The sequence below is a fragment of the Pyrinomonadaceae bacterium genome, from assembly GCA_036277115.1.
In the GTDB taxonomy this organism is placed as follows: Bacteria; Acidobacteriota; Blastocatellia; order Pyrinomonadales; family Pyrinomonadaceae; genus UBA11740.
In genome coordinates this window covers 63,254-85,347 of record DASUNM010000024.1, presented here as the reverse complement: position 1 = coordinate 85,347, position 22,094 = coordinate 63,254, and the positions used below count along the sequence as shown (strand labels likewise).

Below are 22,094 nucleotides of genomic sequence, written 5' to 3'. Positions count from 1 at the left end.
TGCAACCAACTGCCTCCGCCGAACGTCTAAGTAGTGCTTTCCCTAAAAAGACGCAAATTCCATCGGGAACTTTCGTCATTAGTTTTCGTAAATTCAATTCCAAGAAAGCAACGGCCTGCTGCAAGCAGTTACGTTGAAATCAGGCAATGTCAGAGAAGAAAGTTGTAAAAGTAATTAAGCGTGAAGAGCGCGTTCTGAACAAACCGAACCGCCGTTCGGCCCGTCAGAACAAACGCAAGACGCCGACCGATATGGTTTCGACCGTCAGCGGTTGGGTGAATGATTTCCAGAAGCGACAGCGAGAGGAAACCTCGATAGCCATCGAGAACCTCATCCGCGCGCGCCAACAGCAGCCGAACGAAGCCTAAGCTTCGCTTCCCTTCACCTTCACTCACCGTCAAAAACCGTATTGACACTTTCGGGATGCGGCTATAGCATCGCGCAGGATTCCGCCTGCATCTGCGATGAAGTCTTCCCGCTCGAAGAAGCGTCGCCAAAAGAAGTCGATCATTAGTTCGATTCGGCGGCCGCTTGCGCCTCCTGGTCACCCCATCGAGCACGTTAAGCCCGACGAAAAAGCGAGCCCGGCGCGACGTAAAGCCAAGCATAAGCGACGGCCTGAAGAGGAGTGAGGCAATTCGGTATGAATGAAGTGGGCCGGGCGTTCATCTCTGAAGCGCGATCGCTTCTGCTAACGGATTACCTGCCCAAGCTCGAACGATGCGCCGCCGCGTTAAGCGACGAGCAAATCTGGTGGCGCGCTAACCTTCAGTCAAACAGTATTGGGAATTTGTTGCTGCATTTGAACGGCAACGTGCGGCAGTGGATAGTCGTCGGCTTGGGAGGCTCGCCTGACCAGCGCGACCGCGACGCGGAGTTTGCGCAGCGTGAAATTATTCCGCGCGACGAACTTATCCAGCGTTTGCGGCAGACTCTGAACGAAGTTGACGCGACGTTGGCGGCGTTTGACGCCAACCGGCTGCTGGAGCGCTTTACCATTCAGAAGTCCGACGTGTCGGCATTGGCGGCAATCTTCCATGTGGTCGAACATTTTTCGATGCACACGGGCCAAATTATTATGATGACGAAAATGTTTGCGGCCATCGATCTCGAATTCTATGACTTCAAAGACGGCGCGCCGATTCATGCGTGGAAGTCGGCCTCATCATCCCGCGAATGAAATTGCGTGGCGTTGGGTGCCCTGTGTTAGGATGACCGCGTTTTTCGAGCGCAATATCTGAATCACACCTGGAGGATGATTCGCTTATGACGTACGTGGTGGCTGAGCCCTGCGTTAACTGCCGATACACTGATTGTGCAATGGTCTGCCCCGTGGATGCCTTTCACCTTGACGATGACATGCTCGTCATAAATCCCGAGACGTGCATCGACTGTGACGCTTGCGTCCCCGAATGTCCCGTCGAGGCGGTTTTCCCCGAGGCGGATGTTCCCGAGAAATGGGCGCAATTCACCGAGATCAACTCTGAGCGCTCATTGAGTGGGTTGCCCATTTTCCCGAGCAACGCGGCCAAACTTGTTCCGATGTGCCACTAAGAATTGGCGCAGGATTTTTCCTAAAGCGCGACAACCGCGGTTTACTGAGCGGAAGTCGCGCTTTCTTTGTGTGCGGGAACGGGGGTTGCTATCGGAGTTGACGTACCTGTGCGGATTTGCCAAGGTGACTGTGGACGTCGCGATGACGTTCTGAGTCGACAATGAAGAAGTCAACGAAACGGCTGTTAGGTGGAGTGGCCGTGGCCGCGGGCGCGATCGGCGCGATTGGAGCTTTGATGATGAGAGGCAGCAACAAGCGCCGCACGGACCGCGACAGCGACAACATCTGGGCGCGACCCGGGATGGAAGTCGTGTTTAGAGCCGAGTTGATGCCGGGACGCGATGGCTCAGAACGAACCTTCCGAGTACAAGAGCTGCTTCCCAGCGGGCGCGTCTTGCTTGAGAATTTTTCCGGGGAACATGCTGAGAAGGAATTTGAGCGCGTGAGGTAGGTGCAACGAGCGAGGAGCTAAGGGCAAAGGTGGACGTTACTTTTCCTGGCTTTTAGGTCTTGACTCTTGCCTTTAGCTCTTGACCGTTTCACCACTCGTAAACTCTTCCCGCTTCCATCACGCTTAACTTTTCGATCCCCAACGCTTCGATTTCTTCAATTACCTTCGCGCGATAGGCCGGCTTCACATGCACTGCCAGAATATCGATTCCGTTGTGATCCAGTTTGCGTAATTCCTGGGCCATGGTCTCCGGCGTCAGGTGCTTCGAGACTCTCGCCAGTTCGCCCATTGAGTTGGGAAACGATGCTTCGATCAGTAGCGCATCCAGGCGGGGTGCACGGTTGGCTACTGCCCACAGCTCGTCTGTTTCCGCGGTGTCTGAACTAAACAAGACCGACGATCGGCCATCAGAAACCAGTAGACCCACGGTCGGAACGATATGATTGACGTTCACGGCAAGGACCGTGAGATGTGCGACGGTAAAGGGCTCGCCGGTTTTGAACGGCACGTACGTCATCACGGGCCCGTGCTGATTCCGCAGCTCCGCAAAGCGCGGATAGACACTGTCGTTGAAGACATCGCGCTCCAGCAGACCAATTACCTCAGCCGTCCCGTGAATGCGAATGGGTTCTTTTAACTCGGCAAACAGGTCATCCACAAAAATAGGAAGACTTGCGATGTGATCCATGTGCGGGTGCGTGACGATCACATCGCGCACCGTGCGCCGCTGCGGTTCAGTCAACGCCAGACCCAGACTACCGGCGTCGACGGTCACCCGCTCGTCAATCAGGAAGCACGTGAGTCGCTGCGCCGGAGTGGACCTTCCGGCGGCGTCAAAAGAGCTGGGTAAAAGTTGAATCTTCAACGGGTAGTTACCGTTCAGATGTGCCTGCGCAGTTCGGGCGCAAGTATAAGCTAACTGTCGCTGCGGACGCGAAACTTTTTTGGCGCTTTAAGGTCTGCCCTGTTGGCGCTGCGCGAACTGCTGCCGGAGTTCGTGCAAAGCCGATCGATACTCTTCTTCGCGTTCAGCCGCCTCTTGCGCATTGCGGTGAAAGCCACGAGCGACGCGACTGCGATGAAACGCCAACTCGCTCGCCATTTGATTACAGCGCCTGCGTATCCGCCAGCCTGAAAACCCGTGCGACCAGAAGGCACTCCAGGACATCTTCATGCGCCCGCGCACACTGCAAAGCCTTTCAAATTCATGCTGATCGAAAAAGCCCTTCTGATAATCCGGATACAGGAACTGCTGGACCAGCCGGCCTTCGCGTTTCAATTGAAAATGAGTGACCATCAAAGTAATGACCAAAGCCGGTCCCATCACCATGAAGTAAGTCACAAAAAATCCACCACCGCCGAAAAACACCGCCGACCCATTCCAAGCCGCGTGCATGAGTACGGCGAGACCGAAGCCGAGAAACGGCGCCACGATTTTCGTGAAGGTGTTCTGCGATTGCCGCGCCCAGCCAAGTCCGATGCCGGTCATGCTGGTGAACAAGGGATGCGAGAAGGGCGCCGCCATCCCCCTCACAAACCAAACCACCTTCAAAAATTCAGGCCCCTTTTCCACGGCGCGACCGTAGTACAGAATGTTTTCAGTCATGGCAAAGCCAAGACCAACCATGCCGGCGTAAACAATTCCGTCGACAATCCCGTCGAACTCGTCTTTCTTCCAAAAGAAAAGAATGACGAGAATTAGGGCCTTGGCGCTTTCTTCAACGATGGGGGCAGAGATAACCGCGCCCACGGCGTCACCTACTTCTTCGCTGTTGCTGGCAACCGTGGCAAAAATCTGAACCCCGGTATTGAAAATCAATGAAATGAAGACCGCGATGATCGCGCCCCAGAAGAAACTTGTAGCGAGCATCCAAAGCGGTTCCGCTTCATAGCGATCGATCCAGAGCAAGAGCATCACATAGATCGGCACCGGCAAAGTGGCGCAAATCATGCCGATAACCAGTTCTTCCCACCCCGTCTCGGCACCAATCAACAACAGAATCAGCAGGCCGAGCAGCGCTCCGAACATGGCCGCGATGATCGCGGCGATAATCTTGATCGCGCTCAAACGCTTCGATTTCGGCATCACAATCGGTTGATAGGCAACGGGATTCTGGTTGAAGCGGTTCATGCAGTGTGGTGATTTGGCAGGCGCAGTATAACGAGAATTCAAACCAGCGGCCACCAATCATTGTGAGCTCGGGACCGTAAGATCGTGCCCTGAGACTAAACCGCCGCCTAAATTGGTGCGACTAGACATAAGCGACAAGCTGTCAGCAGTTATGGGCGATCCGCAATTGAGCTTGCAAAGCGGTCGCGGTACGTCTATGCTACGCGCCGAAAGCGCGGTTACTGCGTGGCTTTTGGCAGAATCACTGGAAGTTTCGGGGTTCGTGATGGCGGTTTGTATCTCGCGGGGCACAAAGGACGTGGTCTTTTTCCCTGGCATGGTCACGTACCTGCATGGTTCAACGACTTCAGCAGTGATGCAAGGAAATAGATATTTGCGATTATTCAAGGTTTTCTATTTTGATTTGTGAATTTTATCCCCTCATGCGCAGTACTTCAGCGAGCGCGCAGAGTTGATGCACCGACGAAAGGGAACGTTACATGAAACTAGAGTCTCAGACAAAAACTCGACTTGCCGCAGGCCTCGGATCCGTTGCCGAGCGGGCCACCATAGCCTGTGGCCACGCCAGGGAGTTGGAGAAACTGGGCGACTTTGAAGGGGCCCGGGAAGCCCTTAGCGAGTTTTGGGACGAATCGACGAATACCGTTACGGTTGATCAGCTTGAAGACGCACAAAGGGCCGAGGTTCTGCTCCGTATCGGGTGCGTGGCGAGTCGGCAAGCATCCACTCGTCCACGCGAAGGCACTCAGGAAATAGCGAAAGACTTTATTAGTCAAAGTTTGCGTATCTATGAGCAACTCGGCCGGCGCCGCAATGTGGCACAAGCGCGCGCCGATCTCGGGCTTTGTTACTGGCGCGAGGGAGCCTTCGATGAAGCGCGGATCAATCTTGCCAACGCGCTAGCCGACATTACAGAAGACGATGGCGACCTGAAAGCCTTGATTCTCATCAGGGCCGGGATCGTAGAGACCGCTTCGCGACGTTTAAGCGAAGCCCTCAAAATCTACAACGAGGCCGCCGACCTGGTTGAGCACAGCGGCGATCATTATCTGCAAGGTACTTTTCACATTAGCCTTGGCACGACCTTGAGAGGCATGGCCGACGCCAACAATCTAGAGGCATATCTCGATCGAGCACTAATCGAATATGCGGCCGCCAGTTTCCACTTCGAGCAAGCGCGGAACAAGCGTTATTTCGCGAACGTCGAGAATAACCTGGGGTTCCTCTTGTTTACGATTGGACGCTATCAGGAAGCCCACAGCCACCTCGATCGCGCGCGGCAACTTTACTCAGAACTGAAGGACGCCTATTCCGTGGCGCACGCTGACGAGACCCGGGCGCGTGTTTTCCTGGCCGCGGGCCAGTTAGCGGATGCGGAACGTGTTATTCGTTCAGCGGTACGGGTGCTCGAACGAGGTGATGAGAAGGCGATGCTTGCGGACTCGCTTACCACGTTCGGAACCGTCAAAGCGCGCCTCGGCAAATTTGTCCGTGCGCGCCAACTTCTGGATCGCGCCATCGAAATAGCTGAAACCTGTGGCGACCTGGAAGGCGCCGGCCGAGCCAAACTCAGCATCATTGAGGAACTGACGGCGCAAACTTCGCCGCTGGAGCTGGCGGCGATGTACGAGGCTGCTGCGGACCTGTTAAAGAATTCGCAGGAGCCGGCCACCGCCAGCCGACTGATTTCAGGTGCGCGCATAGTCATCGACGCGTTGAGCGAAAGCGGTGAGGAAACGCCACCTGCGATCACGGCATCGTGGGACAACTTTTCGATAAAGCGGGAGGTCCGCGCCTTTGAGAAGTCACTAATTGAGCGCGCGCTACGCGATTCGGGTGGTGCGGTCACCAAGGCAGCGCATTTGCTCGGATTTAAACACCACCAGAGCCTTATTTCGCTAATCAATAGTCGGCATCGCGACCTGCTTGTCCAGCGTTCGGCTGTGCGACCACGTCGAAGTCACCTGTTCTCGAAACCGCGCCGCGCTAAGCAAAGGCTTGGCGCCGCCAACACCGGGCGCACGCCGGCCCACATCCGCATCTTGCACGTTGAAGATGAAGCCGAGGTCGCGGATGCCGCCCGGAGCGCTCTGTCCGCAGAGAAGTGGGAAGTCGAGCTGTGCACGGATGGCGATAGCGCGCTCAGAAAGCTTACGAGTAGCGAGCACTATGACATAGTGATCGTTGACAGCAGTCTTTCCGGCGTCACCGGGCTCGAGTTGGCGCAGCGCACTCGCAAGATAACTCATCGCCGCCGGACACCGATTCTCATGCTTTCGGGCGACGATTTAGAAAATGAGGCGTTAGCCTCCGGCGCAGATGCCTTCCTTAAGAAGTCTGATCAGTTAACTGAACTGACGCCGACCGTAGCGCGCCTCCTAAGAGAAGGTTCGAAAAACCGGTAAATCTCTATTAAGCTTGAAGGGCGCGCGGTTCCAATGTTTGGTTCCGCGTGCCTTTCTTCTGCCCAGGTTCATCAATCCCTCTAAATGGTTTGCGAGCGTTTTGACTCGCTTGTCATATAACTCCTCTTCCTCTGCGACTAATTCATCAAACAGGTAGAAAGTGACGCGTGCACTTTCCATCCAGCTATTTTCAAAAGGAGTATTGACGTGAAACTGAACTGGAAGAAATTCAGCGTTGTTGCGACCTTCGCAGGCGCACTTTTGTTAACGACCGCGGCTGTCGTTTTTTCGCAAAACCCGCCGCCACGGCCCGACGGTCCGCCGGGACCGCCGCGCGGCCCGTTTGGACACGGCCCCCATGGTCCGCGAGGACCTGGCGGCTTTGGCCCGTTGGCTGGATTGAACTTGACTGACGCTCAGAAGGAACAAGTCAAACAGATTCATGAAAGCTTTGCCGAACAGACCAAAGCGTTGCGCGATCAAATGCACGCGCTTCATGAGAGTCAAGGCGATCCGATGAGCAACTTTAATGAAGCAGCCGTTCGCTCAGCGGCGGAAGCGCGCGCGAAGGTTCAAGTGGAAATGGAAGTCGCCCACGCGAAAATGATGTCGCAGGTCGCAAACGTCCTGACTGCCGAACAGCGAGCCCAAATGGCCGAGCGACACAAGCACCGGCGCCAGGGTCCGCCGCGGCCGCCAGCGCCTCCGGGCGAACCTGAGTTCTGAGAGGAGACGAGGCACTCCTCGGAAGGACGGCTCAATGAACAGGCGTGCCAGCTTAACCGGCGCGCCTCGGTTATTGAGCCGTTTTCCTTCGTCGGGAGCGGCCATGCCATCCGGCTCGTTTCGGGATCGGGACAAAGAATCGAAGGTGCCGCAAACGGGAACCGTTGCATAGATCGTCAAAATGCTTCGGAAATCGTGGCATTTACCCGTTCCAGAAGCGTTCCAGAAAACCTGTTGACCGGTGAGCCATCCATTTGCAAGAATGAACATGGCCGTGAAGTGACCTTCCGGCCCTTCAGACCGGACTAACCCTGGTCCAATCCCGCTGAAAGCTGTTAATTGAGTTTCCTCAGAACCTTGACTTGTTTGCTGAGAGCCTGCAAGCTACGCAAACCCTGAACCCTTAACCATCGCGAGCACCCCTCGACCTCGGCTCAGCATGGAGAATCAGAACATGGAAGATTCGTCTTCGCGCCCCAACGTCTCTAAATCCGAACAGGACAACCCTCGTTCCGCCACCAGCAATCAAGCCGGTGCTAACTCGTCTTTCAGTCCAGAGTCGATCGCGGACTCGTTGACGTCTGCCCTCGAAAACGGTGATCTCGATCGCCTCGCCCAATCGCGTCGCGCTTTTCAAACCGAACGCCGGACAGCCTCCAGGACGGCCGACGAATGGACACTGCCTGATTTGGAAGCGATGCTCGAACGCCGCAACGCACAACGCGCAATCGACGAGGCCGTGATTTCCACCGACGATCTCCGCAAAGAAGAAGAAGCTCTGCGGCAGGCGCAGGAAGAACTCGAACGACGCCGTCACGAAGTTGAAGCTGCCAAGCGCCGCGCGGAAGACGAGGCGAAGCGCAAAGCCGCTGAAACACAGCGGCGCGCGATTGAAGCTGAAACTCAACGCCGCGCGCGCGAACACAGCGAGCGACTGGCCGAGTTGGAAGCAATCCGGAAGGCTGCCGAAACTGCGGCCCTTCAAGCTGCGCGCAAAGAGCAACTGCTGAACGCTGAAATCGATGCGTTACGGCAGACCGAAGAAGAACAACTGAAGCAACTCGCGGAAGCCGAGCACCGGTTACGTGAACAAGTCGCCGCGTGTGACGCAGCTGAGGTCGAAGCCCAGAAACGCGCCGAGCGCGAGCAATGGCTCAGCGCTGAACTTGAATCATTGCGCAACGCAGAACACCAGGAAGTTACCCGCCTTAAACAAATCGAGGGCGAAATTCTTTCGCAACTTGAAGCTCGTCATCGCGCGGAAGAAGAAGCCAACAAGCGCGACGAGAAATTGCGCCAGCTGGACGCCGAGATTGAATCGCTCAACAAGGCGGCCGACCAACAGCGTCAGGCAATCGCAGCGAAGGAGTCTGAACTAACTCAGCTCGAACGCACGCGCCTGGCGGCTGAAGAGGAAGCACAACGACAGGCGCACACTCAGCAACGTTTGAATTCCCAAATTCAAGCGCTTCATGAAACCGAGTATCACCTTGCGCAGACTGTTGAAGCGGCGAATGCGCGACTGGCTGAGCAAGAGAATGCTCGTCAGCTGTTAACACAGCAAATCGACGCCCTGACGCTTCGCGAGCAGCAGCTCAAACAAGATATCGAAGCCCTTGCCGTGCAGGAGGCCGAACAACGCGCCGCCGCCGTGCGGCTGGAAAGCGACATGCATGCGTCGCAGCAGACTCGCGCACAGGCGGAAGAGAGACTTGCTGAGCTAAGCCGCAAGGAGCAAGCGATCGCTGCCGAACTCGAGCGCCTGCGCAACGATGAGCAGGCGTCGCTGCAACGGATTACCGAAGCTCAAGAGGAAGTGCGCAACGCCGAGCAGGCATCGTTGCAACGGATCGCCGAAGCCCGGGAACGCGTCCGAGCCTCCGAAGAAGAATCGCGACAGCGAATCGCGGAAGCCGAAGCGAACGTCAGAGCCGCCGAGCAGCAGTCTTTGCAGCGACTCGCTGAGGCCGAAGAGCAGGCGAAGGCTGCCGAGCAGGAAACGTTAAAACGAATCGCCGACGCAGAAGCGCGATTGCGCGAACAGGAAGAAGCGCACCTGAAAGCGAAGATCGAAGAGGAACTTCGCGGTCAGAAAGAAATCGACCGGCTCGCGGCAATGGAAGCCGACCGCAACAAATTGCGCGCGGACATTCAGGAGCGCGCGCAACGTGAGCACTCGCTAAATTCGCAGATCAAGGCGCTCGAAAAGGATCGGTCCGCGCATTCCACGCGGCTGGCAGAAGTCGAAGCACGGGCGAAACAGGCGCAGGAAGATTTTGATTCGGCCGTGCGCGCGTTTGAGCAGGCCTCAGCGGACTACGAAAGACACCTGGCCGAGTATGAAGTGAAACGAAGCGAGCTGGCCACTCTGGGCCGCGAGCGTGCCGAGCAAGAACGAGCACGGGCCGCGGAAATCGACGAGCTTACCGCGAAGGACGCCGAACAGGTCGCGCGTCTCAAAGAACTCGAGACCCGAGTCGGCAACCAGGAAAAAGCGTTAAGTGAGCGGCAATCTGAGATTGAGCAACTTTATCAAAAAGAGCAGACGCTGATCGCCGACACGCAGAATGCCCGGCACACGGAACAGAATCTGTTGAAGCGAATCGTCGAAGTTGAAGCGCGCTTCGTCGAGGTCGCGAAGACCAGGCAACTGGCGGAAGCTCAAGCCAAGCAGCAAATCGAAAAAGAAGATCGGCTGAAGGCTGAAATTGAAAACCTGCAACAGTCTGAACAGCAACACCTGAAGCGGGTTGAGGAAATGAACGCGCGCATTCCGCAACTCGACGAGTCGCGCCGCGTCGCTGAGCAGGAAGCCCAACTTCGGCAGGAACATGAGCAGCAACTGCGGCTGACGCTGAATGTGCTGCGCGAACAGGAGCAGGACCACAACAAGCGAATCGAAGAGATTCAGAAATCACTTTCAGCGCAGGTTCAGGCGTGCTACAGGCTGGAAGAGGAAGTTCGCGAACAGGCTGAGAAGGAACAGGAAGTTACCGCCCGCCTCGAAGAGGTGCGCAACGCCAAACATCATCAGGTCAAACGCGTCGAAGATGTCGAGGTGTCGCTGCGCTCGCTGGAGCAAACACGTCTTTACAACGAAACCGAATCGCGCCGGCGCACCGAACGAGAGCAGCAATTAACTGCCGAGATCGACGCGTTGCGGCGTGCCGAAGCGGAACAACTGAAACGCATCGATGAAGCCGAAGGACGGCTGCGTGAGCAGGAGCAAGCGCGTCAGGCTGCCAGAGCTAAGGCCACACAGCTGGCTGACCAGGAAGAGCAACTGGAAGAGGAACTAAAAACGTTCCAGGCCGAGGAGCGCTCGCAATTCGATCGGTTGCAACAACTTCAAGCGCGCGTGCGTGAAGAAGAAGAAGCAATTCAGGTCGCGACGGCCAAAGCGCGCCGAGAGGCCGACAAGGCCGAACAGCGACTGGCTGAGCTTGAGGGCATCCGTAAGGGCTTGTATACGCGCCGGGCCGATGACAAGGAAGAAATGCTCGCGGCCGATATAGAGAAGTTGCAGAATGCTCGAGCCGAGCAAATCGCACGGATCGAAGAGGCTGAACAACTGCGGAACAGTCTGCAATCTCAGCTGCAAAATAACCAGGAGCAGCAGCTAGTCGCCGAAATCGAAGCGCTACGAACTGCTCAGGCTGATCAGCTTGCGCGCCTGGAAGAAGCCGAACAAGTACGGAACAGTCTGCAATCTCAGCTGCATGATGACAAAGAGCAGCAGCTAGTCGCTGAAATCGAAGCGCTGCGAACCGCCCAGGCTGAGCAACTGGCGCGCCTGGAAGAAGCCGAACATGTGCGGAACAGCCTGCAATCTCAGCTGCAAAATAACCAGGAGCAGCAGCTTGTTGCTGAAGTCGAGGCACTACGTGTTGCTGAGGCCGAACAACTTGCGCGCGTGCAAGAAGCTGAAAAGCTGCGCACCAGCCTGCACTCGCAAGTGAGTGGCGACGTACAGCAGCTGGAGGCGGAGATTGAGTCACTGCGGACTGCTGAAGCTGAACAACTTGCACAGATTGCAGAAGCTGAAGCTCGCTTGCGGGTTCAGGAAGAAGCCCGGCAGGCGGCCCAAGCGAGGATGAGCCAGCTCGCAGAGCAAGAGAGCGCGCTCGCTAACGATCTCGAATTCCTGCGCGTCGCCGAAGAAGCACGACTGCGCCGGCTGGAAGAAATGAAATCCAGCAAGCAGGATCTTATGCAGCGCGGTGATGAACCAATCGACTCCAAAGCGATTGTGCCCGTTTCTGAAGCAGCCGAGTGGAATCAGAGCGCGCCCTTGCAAGAGTCACCAGCCGAGGCGCCCTGGCTGCAAATTGATCTTCAACACTCCGAAAACGGAAACGGTGACGTCCACTCTGACTATCCGCCGATTTCTAACGCAGGCGAACCGCCCAGCCTGGCATCGGTGCTTGATGCCCACGACAGCGGCATACCTGCGGCGCTGCTCGAAAAGCTTAATGGTGATGCTTCCAGTCAGCGGGCTGCGGCCCTCGCCGACCTGACCGAAATCGGAGGCGAAGAGGCGTTCGAGCTAATCACGAATGCATTTGATGATTCGGTTGTCGAGGTGCGTAACGCCGCGGCGCGCGCCTTGTACGACCTAAACTCCGATCGGACGGGTTCGTTTACGCGTGCTTTGCGCGAGGCTTCACCCGAACGGCGGCGAAAAATTGGCGCGGCTATCGCGGGTTCAGGCCTGGCGGCAAACGCGCTGAACGCTCTTTCAGGTGAAAGCCGCGACCGGACCTATGACGCGTACTCGTTGCTGTTCCTGATGGCCAAAGTCGGCGAAGTATTTCCGCTGCTGCAGGCCGTCAGTCGCCACTCGAACATCGAGGTGCGGCTTACCGCGATCAAGCTGATTGCGTTGAGCAACCAACAGCAGGTGCTGTCATCGCTGCGAAACATGGCCGCGCGCGACGCCCTGCCACCGGAAGTGCATGCGGCGGTAATGGAAGCGATTTATTCAATCAGCGCCCAGGCCCGCGAACACGCGCCTTCACTCGCCTAATTAATCAGAAGAATCAGTCGCGATAGGTTGGATCGATCCGATCCAGCTTGCGCAAGAGACCGGGCCAGGTTAGCTCTGCACCCTGGCCGACGGTAACCGCACTCATTTGTTTGGCGGTCAAATCAATGATCGGTTCAGCGACGCGATGTAACTCAACCCCGCCGGATTGCGCGAGGATTTGAATGCGACAAGCGCGCTCAAGGATGTACATCAAGAGAAATGCCTCGGCAACGGTCTCGCCAATCGTAAGCAAACCGTGGTTACGCAGAATCATGTAGTTCTTGTCACCAAGATCGGAAACCAGCCGCGGCTTCTCTTCCTCGTTCAACGCCAATCCCTCGTAATCGTGATACGCCAGCGAAGCGAGGGGAAACATCGACTGCTGTGAAATCGGCAGCAGACCATCCTTCTGCGCCGAAACAGCGATGCCATAATCCGTGTGCAAGTGCATTACACACAGGGCGTCTTCGCGCGCGCCATGCACGGCGCTGTGAATGGTGAAACCGGCCGGATTGATGAAATACGGGGACTCCAACACCTTGTTGCCGCTGGGATCAACCTTGACGAGGCTGGAGGCGGTGACTTCATCAAACATCATTCCGTAGGCATTAAGCAGAAAGTGATGCTCGGGTCCGGGAACGCGTGCCGAGATGTGCGTGAAAATCAGATCATCCCAGCCGTAAAGCGCGACCAGTCGATACGCCGCGGCGAGATCGACACGCGCCTGCCATTCGGCTTCGCTCACTTGATCGCGAATCGATGAAGCTTTGGGGGATGGCGTCATGGTTACTTAAACTCGAACGATTTCAGATAGTCGTTGTACGGCTGCTCCCACTTCGCGACGGTGTTGAGCGGGCCGGTAAGCTTCACGAAGTAATTTCCTTTTGGGGTTTCAATCACTGCGGCACGCAGCCGATATTTCTCGTCGTTGTGCCGGTCACCGCCGCCGGGCGTCATCTCGGCAGTGTAGGTGCCGGACACATCGACCGTTGTCACTTTCAGACCGTTGATGGTGGTTGTTTCCGTTTTAGCTTTGTCCTGAGAGGAAGAGCCGTCCGGTTGTTTGATTTGATTGATCCAGCGCTCGACGTTTGCCTGCACCGAGCCGCCCTGCGCACTGCCGAAATAGTAAAGCACCAATGAAGCGTCCTGCAGATCAGCGTCAGACTTTGGCAGCTTGTACTGCGCGACCCGCATGGAGGAAGTTGTCTTCTCGGTGACCCAACCATCGGGAGCTTTGAAGCGCAGTTCGCCGGAGGCCGGCACACTCGGCTGCTGATTCGTGGTTTGATTTGCGCTACTGGAACACGCCGCCGAAGACAAGAGCAGCGACAAGAAAAGTACGGTGTAGATTCTTAACTTCATTGTTACCTCGGCTGAAGAATCTACACCGGCTCGATTAGTTAGGCAAAGTTACTTACCGCCGCGGGTTGGTTCAATTTGATTGTGGCACGCGCATTCTGTGCGTGATTCACGGGGCGGGACGCCCGCAGCATCAGGAGTTTGGCTTGAGTTATTAGTGAGAGTGAGGCACAGAGGACCTGAATTAACGCGCCTCATCTTCTGCGGTTCCGAGCTGAAGAATGTACTACTGCAGGATTACACTGCCTAGTTTAAAAGGACCACCTGACGCGCAATCGACCCTTTGTCTACAAAGGTCCGGCGTTTCCTCGGTGCAGATCTTATATCCAACGCATACCTTCTTACAGACGATATTGTTACCCTCGAACACGCATGTCTGACACGAGGGGGGCGTTCCAAACCCGTCACATCCCAAATCACCACCAGTTCCGAGGGTCCTGGCAGCAAACATCGCTCGAGTAAGTCTGGCGAAATCACCTGGAAAAGGGACGGGCCACGTCCAGTTAATAGAAAAACTATTTTCTTTGCCGTCATTATTGGTCCGGGCAAAAGATGTGTTCTTGATCGCCGCGGTCATACACCTACTAGCAAGTGCATTTCGCGCACGAGACAACGTTGAGTTCGTCACAGAAAGTTTGGGTGACACCCATCGTCCTTTTGATCTGGTAAAAGTATATTCAAAGGCGATCGTGCCCTTTCCAATCCCCTTTTCGTTCCCCTTTTCTATTTCGGCCCAGCAGTTTTTAAGCTTTGGAATCACAGTGGCGTGAAAGTAGCGATTGATTCTCTGTTGCGTGATTATCGTTTGCGCAGCAACTTTTTTCTCGATGTTTGCCTGCCCCGAACCGCCCTGCGCAGCGCCGAAATCGCAAGGTGCCAACGCAGCTTCTTGCAGGTCAATCTCAGACTTCGGCAGTTTGTACTGCGCGACGCGCATGGCCGAAGTTGTCTTCTCGGTGACCCAACCCGCAGGAGCTTTAAAGCGTAGTTCGCCGGACGCCGGCCCGCTCGCCTGTTGGTTCGTAGTTTGGTTTGCGCTACTGGAGCAGACCGCGGCAGACAGAAGCAGCGACAAGAAAAGTGCGGTGTAGATTCTTAGCTTCATGTTACCTCGGCTGAAGAATCTACACCGCCTCGATTAGTTAGGCAAAGTTACTGGCCGCCGCCCGACGCCGCCGCACTGTGCTCTTTCGCGCGGCGCTCCATCTCTTCCGCCGGCACGTCCTCTTTATGAGTTGAGATGTGCCAGATATGCCCAAAGGGATCCACGACCGTGCCCGACCGGTCACCATAGAACTTGTCTTCGAGGGCTTGTTTCACCGTCCCTCCCGCACTAACTGCACGCTCGAACACGCTGTCAACATCTTCGACGTAGATCATCAGACTCACGGGTGAGCCGCCGATTGTCTCGGGCCCGCTGTAGCCCATCTGGGGGTGTTCGTCCCCGAGCATAATGATCGAATCGCCAATCTTAATTTCGGCATGACCAACTGTCCCGCCCGGCGCCGGAATTCGAAACAGCTCAACTGCGCCGAACGCTTTCTGGTAGTACTCAATCGCTGCACCGCCACCCCGCACAATCAAGTACGGCGTCACCGAATGGTAACCCTCGGGAATTGGTTTGACTGACATTTCTGTTCTCCTTCTTGGTTTGGAATCGTGTCAAAAGCTCTCACTGCGATCATAGTTGGGTGGCAATGTACCAAACGTTATCGAACGGGTCCTTAATCGTGCCGACGCGCGCGCCATAAGGCTGATCGGACGGCTCGCCCATTGATATCGCTCCTTCAGCGCTTATCGCCCGCGAATACCAGGCATCAGCGTCGTCCACGTATAGCATAAAGTGCATCGGTCGCGGCTTCCATGGGCCGTGCGCTTCGCCGGTTTCGATGATTGAATCGACAATGCGAAGCTTCGCATGATGCACGATGCCTTCGGGCGATTGATGACGCTCAACTTCCTCGGCGCCGAATGCTTGCTTCAGAAAATCAATCAGTTTCGTGGCCCCGACCGGATTAAAGAAGGGCATCAGGACCGGCAAGCCTTCGGGAACATAAGTCGGGCCTTGCGCCGTCGCTATGTACCAGTGGTTGCCGCCGATGTCCTCGATCGCCGCGCCGCGCTCGCCATAGTCCATATCAGTTGGTGGCATGATTGATTTAGCCCCGGCCTGTAATGAGCGCTGGTAAATCTCGTCTACATTTTCTACGTAAAGATGAAGTGAAGCAGGCGCGGGCTCACCTTTCCACTTCGACTTGCCGCCACCGCCACCGATCATCACCATCGAGTCCCCGACTTTGTATTCGGAATGATACCCACCCGCGGACCCCAATCCATACACCTGCCCTTCGGCGCCGAACGCTGCCTTTATGAATTCGATTTCAGCAAAAACGTCAGGCACAGTGAGATAAGGCGTTATCGCTCGAAATCCTTCGCGAATCTTGCCGGACGTCTCGGTGGCGCTCGCGGCTGCGGTCGTTGTTGTCATCAGTGCTGTCCCTTCAAGTTCATTCCGCAGGCGCGCTTTGAAATCCGCGCGCGGAAGCGCCCGCAAGTCCGTGGCAATGTCCAGCAACGCCACGATCTCAGCATCAAGCGACGCTGGCGTTACTTCGGCATCCGTCAACATGATGCTGACCGCCTGATCGAGTTGTTCTGTTAAGAGAACCTCACTCATAATTATTCTTCATCACTTCGTCTGGCTCACGAGCTTTGCTCGCAAATTTTGCAGCGCCCTCAATTGCAGTTGCTTCACCGCACCCTCACTGCGACCAAGCTCGTCCGCGATTTCACGAATTGATCTTTCTTCGGCGAACCGCATGACCACCACGCTCCGCTGGTCACCGGAAAGGCCATCAACCAATCTGAACAAGTGCGCGCGTCTTTCGGCTTCCTCTAAATCCGTCTGCTGAGTCTGTTTCGCCCTCGGTTGCGAGCGGGCCGGCTGCTCGACCATCAGAGAGGGCGTATCCCCCGGGCCACTGCCCCGTTCTCGTGCGGCCCGCTTTGCGCGATCGGCAATTAGATTTGAAGCGATTCGCAACAGCCAGGCGCCAAACGGCGCGCCGGTCCATTTGAATCGCGCCAGACTTTCTAACGCTTTGCGAAAAACTTCCGCTGTCAGATCCTCTGCTTCATTGCGGTTCAGAGTTCGGCGGGCTGTGTACGCGTATACCAGGTCGAAATATTTTTCGTATATCTCCACGAAACGCGCGCGATCCTGCTGGGCGGCTTCAATCAGCCGCCGCTCCTCCGCCTCCCTCTCTTTATCGAGGCGAACTTCGCGTGCAGATTCGCTATCAGCCATGCCTCTTCACTCTATATAAACTTTTACCAGGGAAAAAGGTTACGGGTAGTAGCCCCCAAAGCCTCGCCTGAATCTTCTTTTCTGAGCCAACATTACGCTCGAGCAAACGCCCGGTTGGAAGAAAGGCCATGACGAGCGCAGTCGCTGCGGCTGATGCTCAGACAACCAAAGTAAACGCGGAGGTCGCACGGAAAGGCATTACTGACGCCGCTTACATGTCCGCTTGAGGCAGGCATCCCTTACTCCGAAAACCGTTTCTAAGGGTTTCCTCATACGCTTAGAGGTTAACTCCCGGCACAACCATTGCACTCAATCGCTTGCCTGAAGAAGCCTGAGCATTAGAAGAGGCTTTCCGCTCGCGTTGCGACCTTAATGAGAATTAGCATGACGAATTACTGCTCCAACTGTCCCAGATTTCTGGCAGCAACCTTCTGCTTGCTCATCTTTTCTTCTTTGATAGCGGCCCAGACAGCCGACCCCAACATCCGCATTAGTCAGATCTATACGCGCGGAGGCGAAGCGGGCGCCACTTTCCAAAACGACTTTATCGAACTGTTTAATCGAGGGAACGTTGACGTCGATGTAAGCGGATGGAGCCTGAACATTTCGAACTATACTGGGACTCCGCCAAGTTTCCAGATGTCGGTTTCCACCATCAAACTATTTTCCTCGAGCGGAATTATCATCGGCCCCGGCAAACACCTGCTCATCAGGTTTGGGGGCAGCGGCGCTAACGGCCAGCCCACCCCTTTTGACATCAATCTCAACCCTTTTCCCCTCAGCGATACGGGTGGGCAAATTGCCCTGCTGGGTAAAGACAAAACGCTGGCGCACTTCTATTGCCCAGCGTCTCCGGACCTGACCGGAGCCGTGGTCGACTACGTCGGTTTTGGCCCGGCCATTTGTTATGAAGGCGCCGCCACGCTTTCGCCGCCGCCAGGTCAGGCGATGACCCGTATCAACGGCGGCTGTACTGATCACAACAACAACCTTGCAGACTTTTCGTTAGCCACGCCAAACCCGCGGACACGCCTCGACGCTGCGACGCCTTGTGGTGCGCCAGGCAGCAGCGTAATTGATTTTGGCGCGCCCCAGTTCGACGTGTCTGAGAATCAAGGTGGGGCGCAGATTACCGTAACTCGCATTGGCGACGTATCGAGCCCGGCGACCGTTGACTATTTCATTTCAGACAACGAAGCCAGGGAGCGTACGGATTACACCACGACCCTGGGAACTTTACGTTTCGCTCCGGGAGAAACCCAAAAGACATTTGAGGTGCTGATTACCGACGACGCTATGCCGGAAGCAAACGAAAATGCATTCCTTGGTTTACTGAACGCCACGGGCAACGCCAGCATTGGGCCGCGTAGCAGCGCATTACTCGTGATTCATGACGACGATCTGACCTTGGGTCCGAATGTCGTGGATATTTCAAACAGCTACGTTCGCCAGCACTACCATGATTTTCTTAACCGCATGCCGGATCCAAGCGGCGAAGCGTTCTGGGTCGATAACATTGAGTCATGCGGCAGCTCCGCTCAATGTCGTGAAGTCAAACGCATCGACACGTCGGCGGCGTTCTTTCTATCAATTGAGTTTCAGAAAACGAGCTTTCTTGTTTATCGGATTTACAAGGCTTCGCTGCCGGAAACGGCCCAACGGCCCCGCGCGATGCCACGCTATCGCGAGTTCATTCGCGACACGCAGCAGGTGGGCCAGGGCGTTGTCGTTGGCCGGACTGGATGGGAGCAGGCCCTCGAAGCCAATACGGTGGCTTTTGCAAACGATTTTGTTTATCGGCCGGAATTCCTGGCGAACTATCCCGAGACGTTATCAGCCCCGGCTTTTGTCGAAAAACTCAACGCCCAGGCAGGGAACGTCCTGACCTTTGATGAGTTCTTCAGACTGGCAAATGGGCTGATGGCCGGCTTAGAGACGCGCGGCAGCATACTCCGCAAAGTTGCTGAACATCAAAGGCTCAGCGATAGGGAACGCAACAGTGCTTTCGTTCTGACGCAGTACTTCGGATATTTGCGTCGCAATCCTGACGATGCGCCGAACACTGATTTTTCAGGTTTCGATTTCTGGCTCGGAAAATTGAATCAGCACGGCGGAGATTACCGCGCTGCAGAAATGGTAAAGGCCTTCATCAGCTCGACCGAATACCGCACGCGCTTCGGGCAGTAAACTGGTTCACATTACGGTGGTCAATGCCGGCTTCTACTCAAACCGTCACCCGGAGGAAGCCCCTGAGTCGGGCACAACGCAGTTCTCTCACCCATCACTTAACCTCTTGCCAGATCCGGACGTGACGAGTTTCGGGAAGCAGCAACGAGCCAATAATAAAAGTCAGACCCGCGACGACAATCGGATAATAAAGTCCCGCATAAATGTTTCCGGTTTGGGCGATGACGCTTAAGCCGATCAGCGGCAGCAGCCCGCCAAAGACTCCGTTACCGATGTGATATGGCAGCGACAGCGACGTGTAACGAATCTTCGCCGGAAATGCTTCGACGAGATAAGCAGCGATCGGTCCGTACACCATGGTGACAAAGATCACCTGGATAAATACGAGCAGAATCAGCTTCCACGCCACGCTGTTTTGAAAAAGGTTCCCCAAACTCGTGTAAGTCAGAACTTCGCCGGCGGGCTGAAGAGCTCCGTTAACAGACGTTTGCGGGGTCAGATTAATCGCGCCCGTTACCGCATGCCGCTGCGATATGGCGGTGACGACCTGTGAACCCGCGGCTTGCTGCATCGCGTGATAGATCGGCAAATATGTGACCGCCGCGAGCAAACAGCCGAGCATCATTATTTTCTTGCGTCCGAACCGATCGGATAATGCGCCGAACAAAACGAAGAATGGAATCCCAAATAACAGCGCCGTCGCGACGATATAGTTCGCCGACGTCGTGTTCACCTTCAGAATCGTTTGCAAATAGAAGAGCGCGTAGAACTGACCGGTGTACCACACTACTCCCTGTCCGGCCGTCGCGCCGAACAAAGAGATCAGGACGCGCTTGAGATTGGCCCACTGAGTGAACGCTTCTTTCAGCGGTTGCGCTGAAGTCATTCCGGCGGACTTGATGTGCGTGAAGATTGGCGACTCCTGCATCCGCAGACGGATATAAAGCGACACGGCGACGAGGAATATTGAGATGATGAAGGGCAGGCGCCATCCCCAGGTGGCGAATGCTTCCCTGCTCATCAAGTTCTGAATAACGAGGATGACGACCAGCGAGAGAAACAAACCGAGCGTTGCCGTAATCTGAATAAAGCTCGTGAAGAAACCGCGTCGCTCGTCCGGCACATGTTCTGCGACATAAACCGCGGCGCCGCCGTATTCGCCTCCCAGCGCCAGGCCCTGAAGGATGCGGATGACCAGCAGAATAATCGGTGCGGCAATGCCGATCGTCGCGTAGGTCGGCAGAAAACCAATCAGCGCCGTCGCGCCGCCCATGATGAGCAGCGTCACCAGGAACGCATACTTGCGCCCGACTAGATCGCCGATCCGGCCAAAGAAGAGCGCGCCAAACGGACGCACGACGAAACCGACCGCAAACGTCGAGAGGTAAGCGATCAGCGCCAGTGTGTTGTTGCCCTGCGGATAAAAAAGCGGCGCGATGATCGTGGCCAGACTTCCAAAGATGTAGAAGTCATACCACTCGATCATCGTGCCGACCGACGAGGCACCGATAATTTGCCAGATTCGAGTTTGTTTACTCACGCCTTTGGCGAGTTCACTTTCGCGGCAGCATGCCGGCCATCATCTCAAACGAATCGTGTACGGCACTGAAAGAGGCTTCCAGTTGCGCGTCAGTCCCGCGTTTCGCATCTTTGCGCAACTTGCTGAGCGCGCTCTTAAACTTCTTCAGCTCCTTGCGAAAGTCTTCCCGGTAGCGTTCAGCTGTGGCTTTCGGCATGCCGACGCGGACGATAGCGTCCCCGCGTCGGGCTAATTCCGCGGCGTTGGTTCTGATGCGTTGAAAGTCTTTTGCGGGCACGGCCTCGTGTTCCAGGGGATGAAGCAGATCGTGAAAGACGTTGTATTCCCTGACGCTGAAATGCTCTTCTGCGGACGCGACTGGTGTCAGCATCAAAAAGAGTGCGGCGACGAAAACGATAGCTATACGACTCATTCTCACCTCTGAAGTTGATTTGGTTCTAACTAGCTTTGCAAAAGTACTTTCGATTCATCGGTTTCCCCCCTCCCCGTATACGGGGAGGGGTTAGGGGTGGGGTTTTGCGCGCCAACCTCTCCCCCGGCCGCTTCTCCGCTTGCGGAGAGGGCGAGAAATCTATCCGCGAACGCCGGCAATGCCGAAAGAGATCATAAAGCCCGCGATGTTTATGGCGATGAACAACGCCGTCTCGCAAATGAACAGCACGAGCGACTTCACTATTGTAATTGGCCAGCGCTGCCGGTACACGCGGCGCAAAGCGAACATCAGATAGATGAATGCGACCGGGTAAAAGAAATTCAGCGCCATCCCCGGCAATTTTCTGCCGAACGCCGCCACCGCGAGAAATAGCACGGCAAACAGACTCTTGCAGAGGAAATCGAACGAGTAATAGTGAAATGAAAAGATCAGGTGCTCAACATAGTAGCGACGTGTCGAGAAGTACAGGAGCGACAGAAATACGCCTGACAGCAGGACACTCAGAAATCTCAACACCGCCGCGATGCGCTCGGCCCGATCATGAATCCGCTCAGCGAACACCATCGGATCGAGGCCTCTCTGTTTCGCCATCTGAATGACCGCCGGACTCCGGCTCATTCTTACCGCGCCGCCGCCACGCGCATCTGACAGTGTGCCCCAGGCGAACAGAAAATAAAGCGCACTGAAGGTCAGGTACAGACGCACCGGCCCAATGTGAAAGCCTTTTCGGCCCGCGAGGTATTCGGACGTTAGCTGCCCGGGACGAAACAGTAACGCACCAAAAGTACGCAGAATCTTGTTTGACTGAAGGTCCGTGAGTTCGCTGAGAACGTGAGCAAAGAAACGGCGGATTGAGAGATCGCGCCGGTCAACTTTCTTCTGGCCACAAGCAGCGCAATACTTGCCGGATAGATCGGCGCCGCAGTTGAGGCATTGTCCTGCCTGCTCGATGACGTCAGACATTTAGGTCG

Annotated in this window: 19 protein-coding genes; 8 read left to right on the top strand and 11 right to left on the bottom strand. The window is 55.8% G+C overall.

All coding sequences use genetic code 11. The features are described from left to right. Positions 1 to 146: 146 nt before the first annotated feature. From VFX97_13970 to VFX97_13960, 3 genes are all read left to right on the top strand, one after another. Positions 147 to 368 (top strand): hypothetical protein, encoded by a 222-nt coding sequence (locus tag VFX97_13970; protein ID HEX5704305.1) that lies wholly within the window; start codon positions 147 to 149, stop codon positions 366 to 368. Positions 369 to 643: 275 nt separating this feature from the next. After that, on the top strand, positions 644 to 1,180 hold the full coding sequence (locus VFX97_13965) for a DinB family protein (protein ID HEX5704304.1): 537 nt from the start codon (positions 644 to 646) through the stop codon (positions 1,178 to 1,180). A 535-nt stretch (positions 1,181 to 1,715) separates the two neighbouring features. After that, positions 1,716 to 2,006 (top strand): hypothetical protein, encoded by a 291-nt coding sequence (locus VFX97_13960; GenBank protein HEX5704303.1) that lies wholly within the window; start codon positions 1,716 to 1,718, stop codon positions 2,004 to 2,006. An 88-nt stretch (positions 2,007 to 2,094) separates the two neighbouring features. Here VFX97_13960 and VFX97_13955 read toward each other — a convergent pair whose 3' ends face one another. Further along, complete coding sequence (locus VFX97_13955) at positions 2,095 to 2,871, bottom strand: 3',5'-cyclic-nucleotide phosphodiesterase (GenBank protein HEX5704302.1); 777 nt, start codon at positions 2,869 to 2,871, stop codon at positions 2,095 to 2,097. Positions 2,872 to 2,958: 87 nt separating this feature from the next. Then, positions 2,959 to 4,137, bottom strand: coding sequence for a PrsW family intramembrane metalloprotease (locus VFX97_13950; protein HEX5704301.1), 1,179 nt, complete (start codon positions 4,135 to 4,137; stop codon positions 2,959 to 2,961). 151 nt (positions 4,138 to 4,288) lie between these two features. On the opposite strand from VFX97_13950, the gene VFX97_13945 reads away from it, so the two are divergent. From VFX97_13945 to VFX97_13930, 4 genes are all read left to right on the top strand, one after another. Then, positions 4,289 to 4,546, top strand: coding sequence for a hypothetical protein (locus VFX97_13945; protein ID HEX5704300.1), 258 nt, complete (start codon positions 4,289 to 4,291; stop codon positions 4,544 to 4,546). A gap of 70 nt (positions 4,547 to 4,616) precedes the next feature. Further along, positions 4,617 to 6,542, top strand: a complete 1,926-nt coding sequence (locus VFX97_13940; protein HEX5704299.1) for a tetratricopeptide repeat protein — start codon at positions 4,617 to 4,619, stop codon at positions 6,540 to 6,542. A gap of 207 nt (positions 6,543 to 6,749) precedes the next feature. After that, positions 6,750 to 7,268, top strand: coding sequence for a Spy/CpxP family protein refolding chaperone (locus VFX97_13935; GenBank protein ID HEX5704298.1), 519 nt, complete (start codon positions 6,750 to 6,752; stop codon positions 7,266 to 7,268). A 454-nt stretch (positions 7,269 to 7,722) separates the two neighbouring features. Next, the gene (locus VFX97_13930; GenBank protein HEX5704297.1) at positions 7,723 to 12,294 is read left to right on the top strand and encodes a hypothetical protein; all 4,572 of its coding nucleotides are present in this window, start codon (positions 7,723 to 7,725) and stop codon (positions 12,292 to 12,294) included. A gap of 13 nt (positions 12,295 to 12,307) precedes the next feature. On the opposite strand, the gene VFX97_13925 is transcribed toward VFX97_13930, so the two are convergent. From VFX97_13925 to VFX97_13900, 6 genes are all read right to left on the bottom strand, one after another. Further along, a complete protein-coding gene (locus VFX97_13925; protein HEX5704296.1) occupies positions 12,308 to 13,078 on the bottom strand; it encodes a class II aldolase/adducin family protein in 771 nt (256 codons plus the stop codon). A 2-nt stretch (positions 13,079 to 13,080) separates the two neighbouring features. Beyond that, positions 13,081 to 13,659, bottom strand: coding sequence for a hypothetical protein (locus VFX97_13920; GenBank protein ID HEX5704295.1), 579 nt, complete (start codon positions 13,657 to 13,659; stop codon positions 13,081 to 13,083). 223 nt (positions 13,660 to 13,882) lie between these two features. Further along, a complete protein-coding gene (locus tag VFX97_13915) occupies positions 13,883 to 14,761 on the bottom strand; it encodes a hypothetical protein (GenBank protein HEX5704294.1) in 879 nt (292 codons plus the stop codon). Positions 14,762 to 14,808: 47 nt separating this feature from the next. Further along, the gene (locus tag VFX97_13910; protein HEX5704293.1) at positions 14,809 to 15,288 is read right to left on the bottom strand and encodes a VOC family protein; all 480 of its coding nucleotides are present in this window, start codon (positions 15,286 to 15,288) and stop codon (positions 14,809 to 14,811) included. Between the two features lie 49 nt (positions 15,289 to 15,337). Next, positions 15,338 to 16,333: a VOC family protein gene (locus tag VFX97_13905; GenBank protein ID HEX5704292.1), complete on the bottom strand. Its 996-nt coding sequence runs from the start codon at positions 16,331 to 16,333 to the stop codon at positions 15,338 to 15,340. Positions 16,334 to 16,345: 12 nt separating this feature from the next. Further along, positions 16,346 to 16,963 (bottom strand): sigma-70 family RNA polymerase sigma factor, encoded by a 618-nt coding sequence (locus tag VFX97_13900; GenBank protein ID HEX5704291.1) that lies wholly within the window; start codon positions 16,961 to 16,963, stop codon positions 16,346 to 16,348. Between the two features lie 384 nt (positions 16,964 to 17,347). On the opposite strand from VFX97_13900, the gene VFX97_13895 reads away from it, so the two are divergent. After that, a complete protein-coding gene (locus tag VFX97_13895; GenBank protein ID HEX5704290.1) occupies positions 17,348 to 19,150 on the top strand; it encodes a Calx-beta domain-containing protein in 1,803 nt (600 codons plus the stop codon). Positions 19,151 to 19,244: 94 nt separating this feature from the next. On the opposite strand, the gene VFX97_13890 is transcribed toward VFX97_13895, so the two are convergent. From VFX97_13890 to VFX97_13880, 3 genes are all read right to left on the bottom strand, one after another. Then, positions 19,245 to 20,690, bottom strand: coding sequence for an MFS transporter (locus tag VFX97_13890; GenBank protein HEX5704289.1), 1,446 nt, complete (start codon positions 20,688 to 20,690; stop codon positions 19,245 to 19,247). Between the two features lie 13 nt (positions 20,691 to 20,703). Next, complete coding sequence (locus VFX97_13885; protein HEX5704288.1) at positions 20,704 to 21,102, bottom strand: hypothetical protein; 399 nt, start codon at positions 21,100 to 21,102, stop codon at positions 20,704 to 20,706. 159 nt (positions 21,103 to 21,261) lie between these two features. Then, positions 21,262 to 22,086: a DUF3667 domain-containing protein gene (locus VFX97_13880; protein HEX5704287.1), complete on the bottom strand. Its 825-nt coding sequence runs from the start codon at positions 22,084 to 22,086 to the stop codon at positions 21,262 to 21,264. Between the last annotated feature and the right edge of the window lie 8 nt (positions 22,087 to 22,094).

What these genes read in the sequence shown, in the direction of transcription:
- VFX97_13970 (HEX5704305.1), top strand. Translation starts at nt 147, where the DNA reads ATGTCAGAGAAGAAAGTTGTAAAAGTAATTAAGCGTGAAGAGCGCGTT.
- VFX97_13965 (HEX5704304.1), top strand. Translation starts at nt 644, where the DNA reads ATGAATGAAGTGGGCCGGGCGTTCATCTCTGAAGCGCGATCGCTTCTG.
- VFX97_13960 (HEX5704303.1), top strand. Translation starts at nt 1,716, where the DNA reads ATGAAGAAGTCAACGAAACGGCTGTTAGGTGGAGTGGCCGTGGCCGCG.
- VFX97_13950 (HEX5704301.1), bottom strand. Translation starts at nt 4,137, where the DNA reads ATGAACCGCTTCAACCAGAATCCCGTTGCCTATCAACCGATTGTGATG.
- VFX97_13945 (HEX5704300.1), top strand. Translation starts at nt 4,289, where the DNA reads ATGGGCGATCCGCAATTGAGCTTGCAAAGCGGTCGCGGTACGTCTATG.
- VFX97_13940 (HEX5704299.1), top strand. Translation starts at nt 4,617, where the DNA reads ATGAAACTAGAGTCTCAGACAAAAACTCGACTTGCCGCAGGCCTCGGA.
- VFX97_13930 (HEX5704297.1), top strand. Translation starts at nt 7,723, where the DNA reads ATGGAAGATTCGTCTTCGCGCCCCAACGTCTCTAAATCCGAACAGGAC.
- VFX97_13925 (HEX5704296.1), bottom strand. Translation starts at nt 13,078, where the DNA reads ATGACGCCATCCCCCAAAGCTTCATCGATTCGCGATCAAGTGAGCGAA.
- VFX97_13920 (HEX5704295.1), bottom strand. Translation starts at nt 13,659, where the DNA reads ATGAAGTTAAGAATCTACACCGTACTTTTCTTGTCGCTGCTCTTGTCT.
- VFX97_13915 (HEX5704294.1), bottom strand. Translation starts at nt 14,761, where the DNA reads ATGAAGCTAAGAATCTACACCGCACTTTTCTTGTCGCTGCTTCTGTCT.
- VFX97_13910 (HEX5704293.1), bottom strand. Translation starts at nt 15,288, where the DNA reads ATGTCAGTCAAACCAATTCCCGAGGGTTACCATTCGGTGACGCCGTAC.
- VFX97_13905 (HEX5704292.1), bottom strand. Translation starts at nt 16,333, where the DNA reads ATGAGTGAGGTTCTCTTAACAGAACAACTCGATCAGGCGGTCAGCATC.
- VFX97_13900 (HEX5704291.1), bottom strand. Translation starts at nt 16,963, where the DNA reads ATGGCTGATAGCGAATCTGCACGCGAAGTTCGCCTCGATAAAGAGAGG.
- VFX97_13895 (HEX5704290.1), top strand. Translation starts at nt 17,348, where the DNA reads ATGACGAATTACTGCTCCAACTGTCCCAGATTTCTGGCAGCAACCTTC.
- VFX97_13885 (HEX5704288.1), bottom strand. Translation starts at nt 21,102, where the DNA reads ATGAGTCGTATAGCTATCGTTTTCGTCGCCGCACTCTTTTTGATGCTG.
- VFX97_13880 (HEX5704287.1), bottom strand. Translation starts at nt 22,086, where the DNA reads ATGTCTGACGTCATCGAGCAGGCAGGACAATGCCTCAACTGCGGCGCC.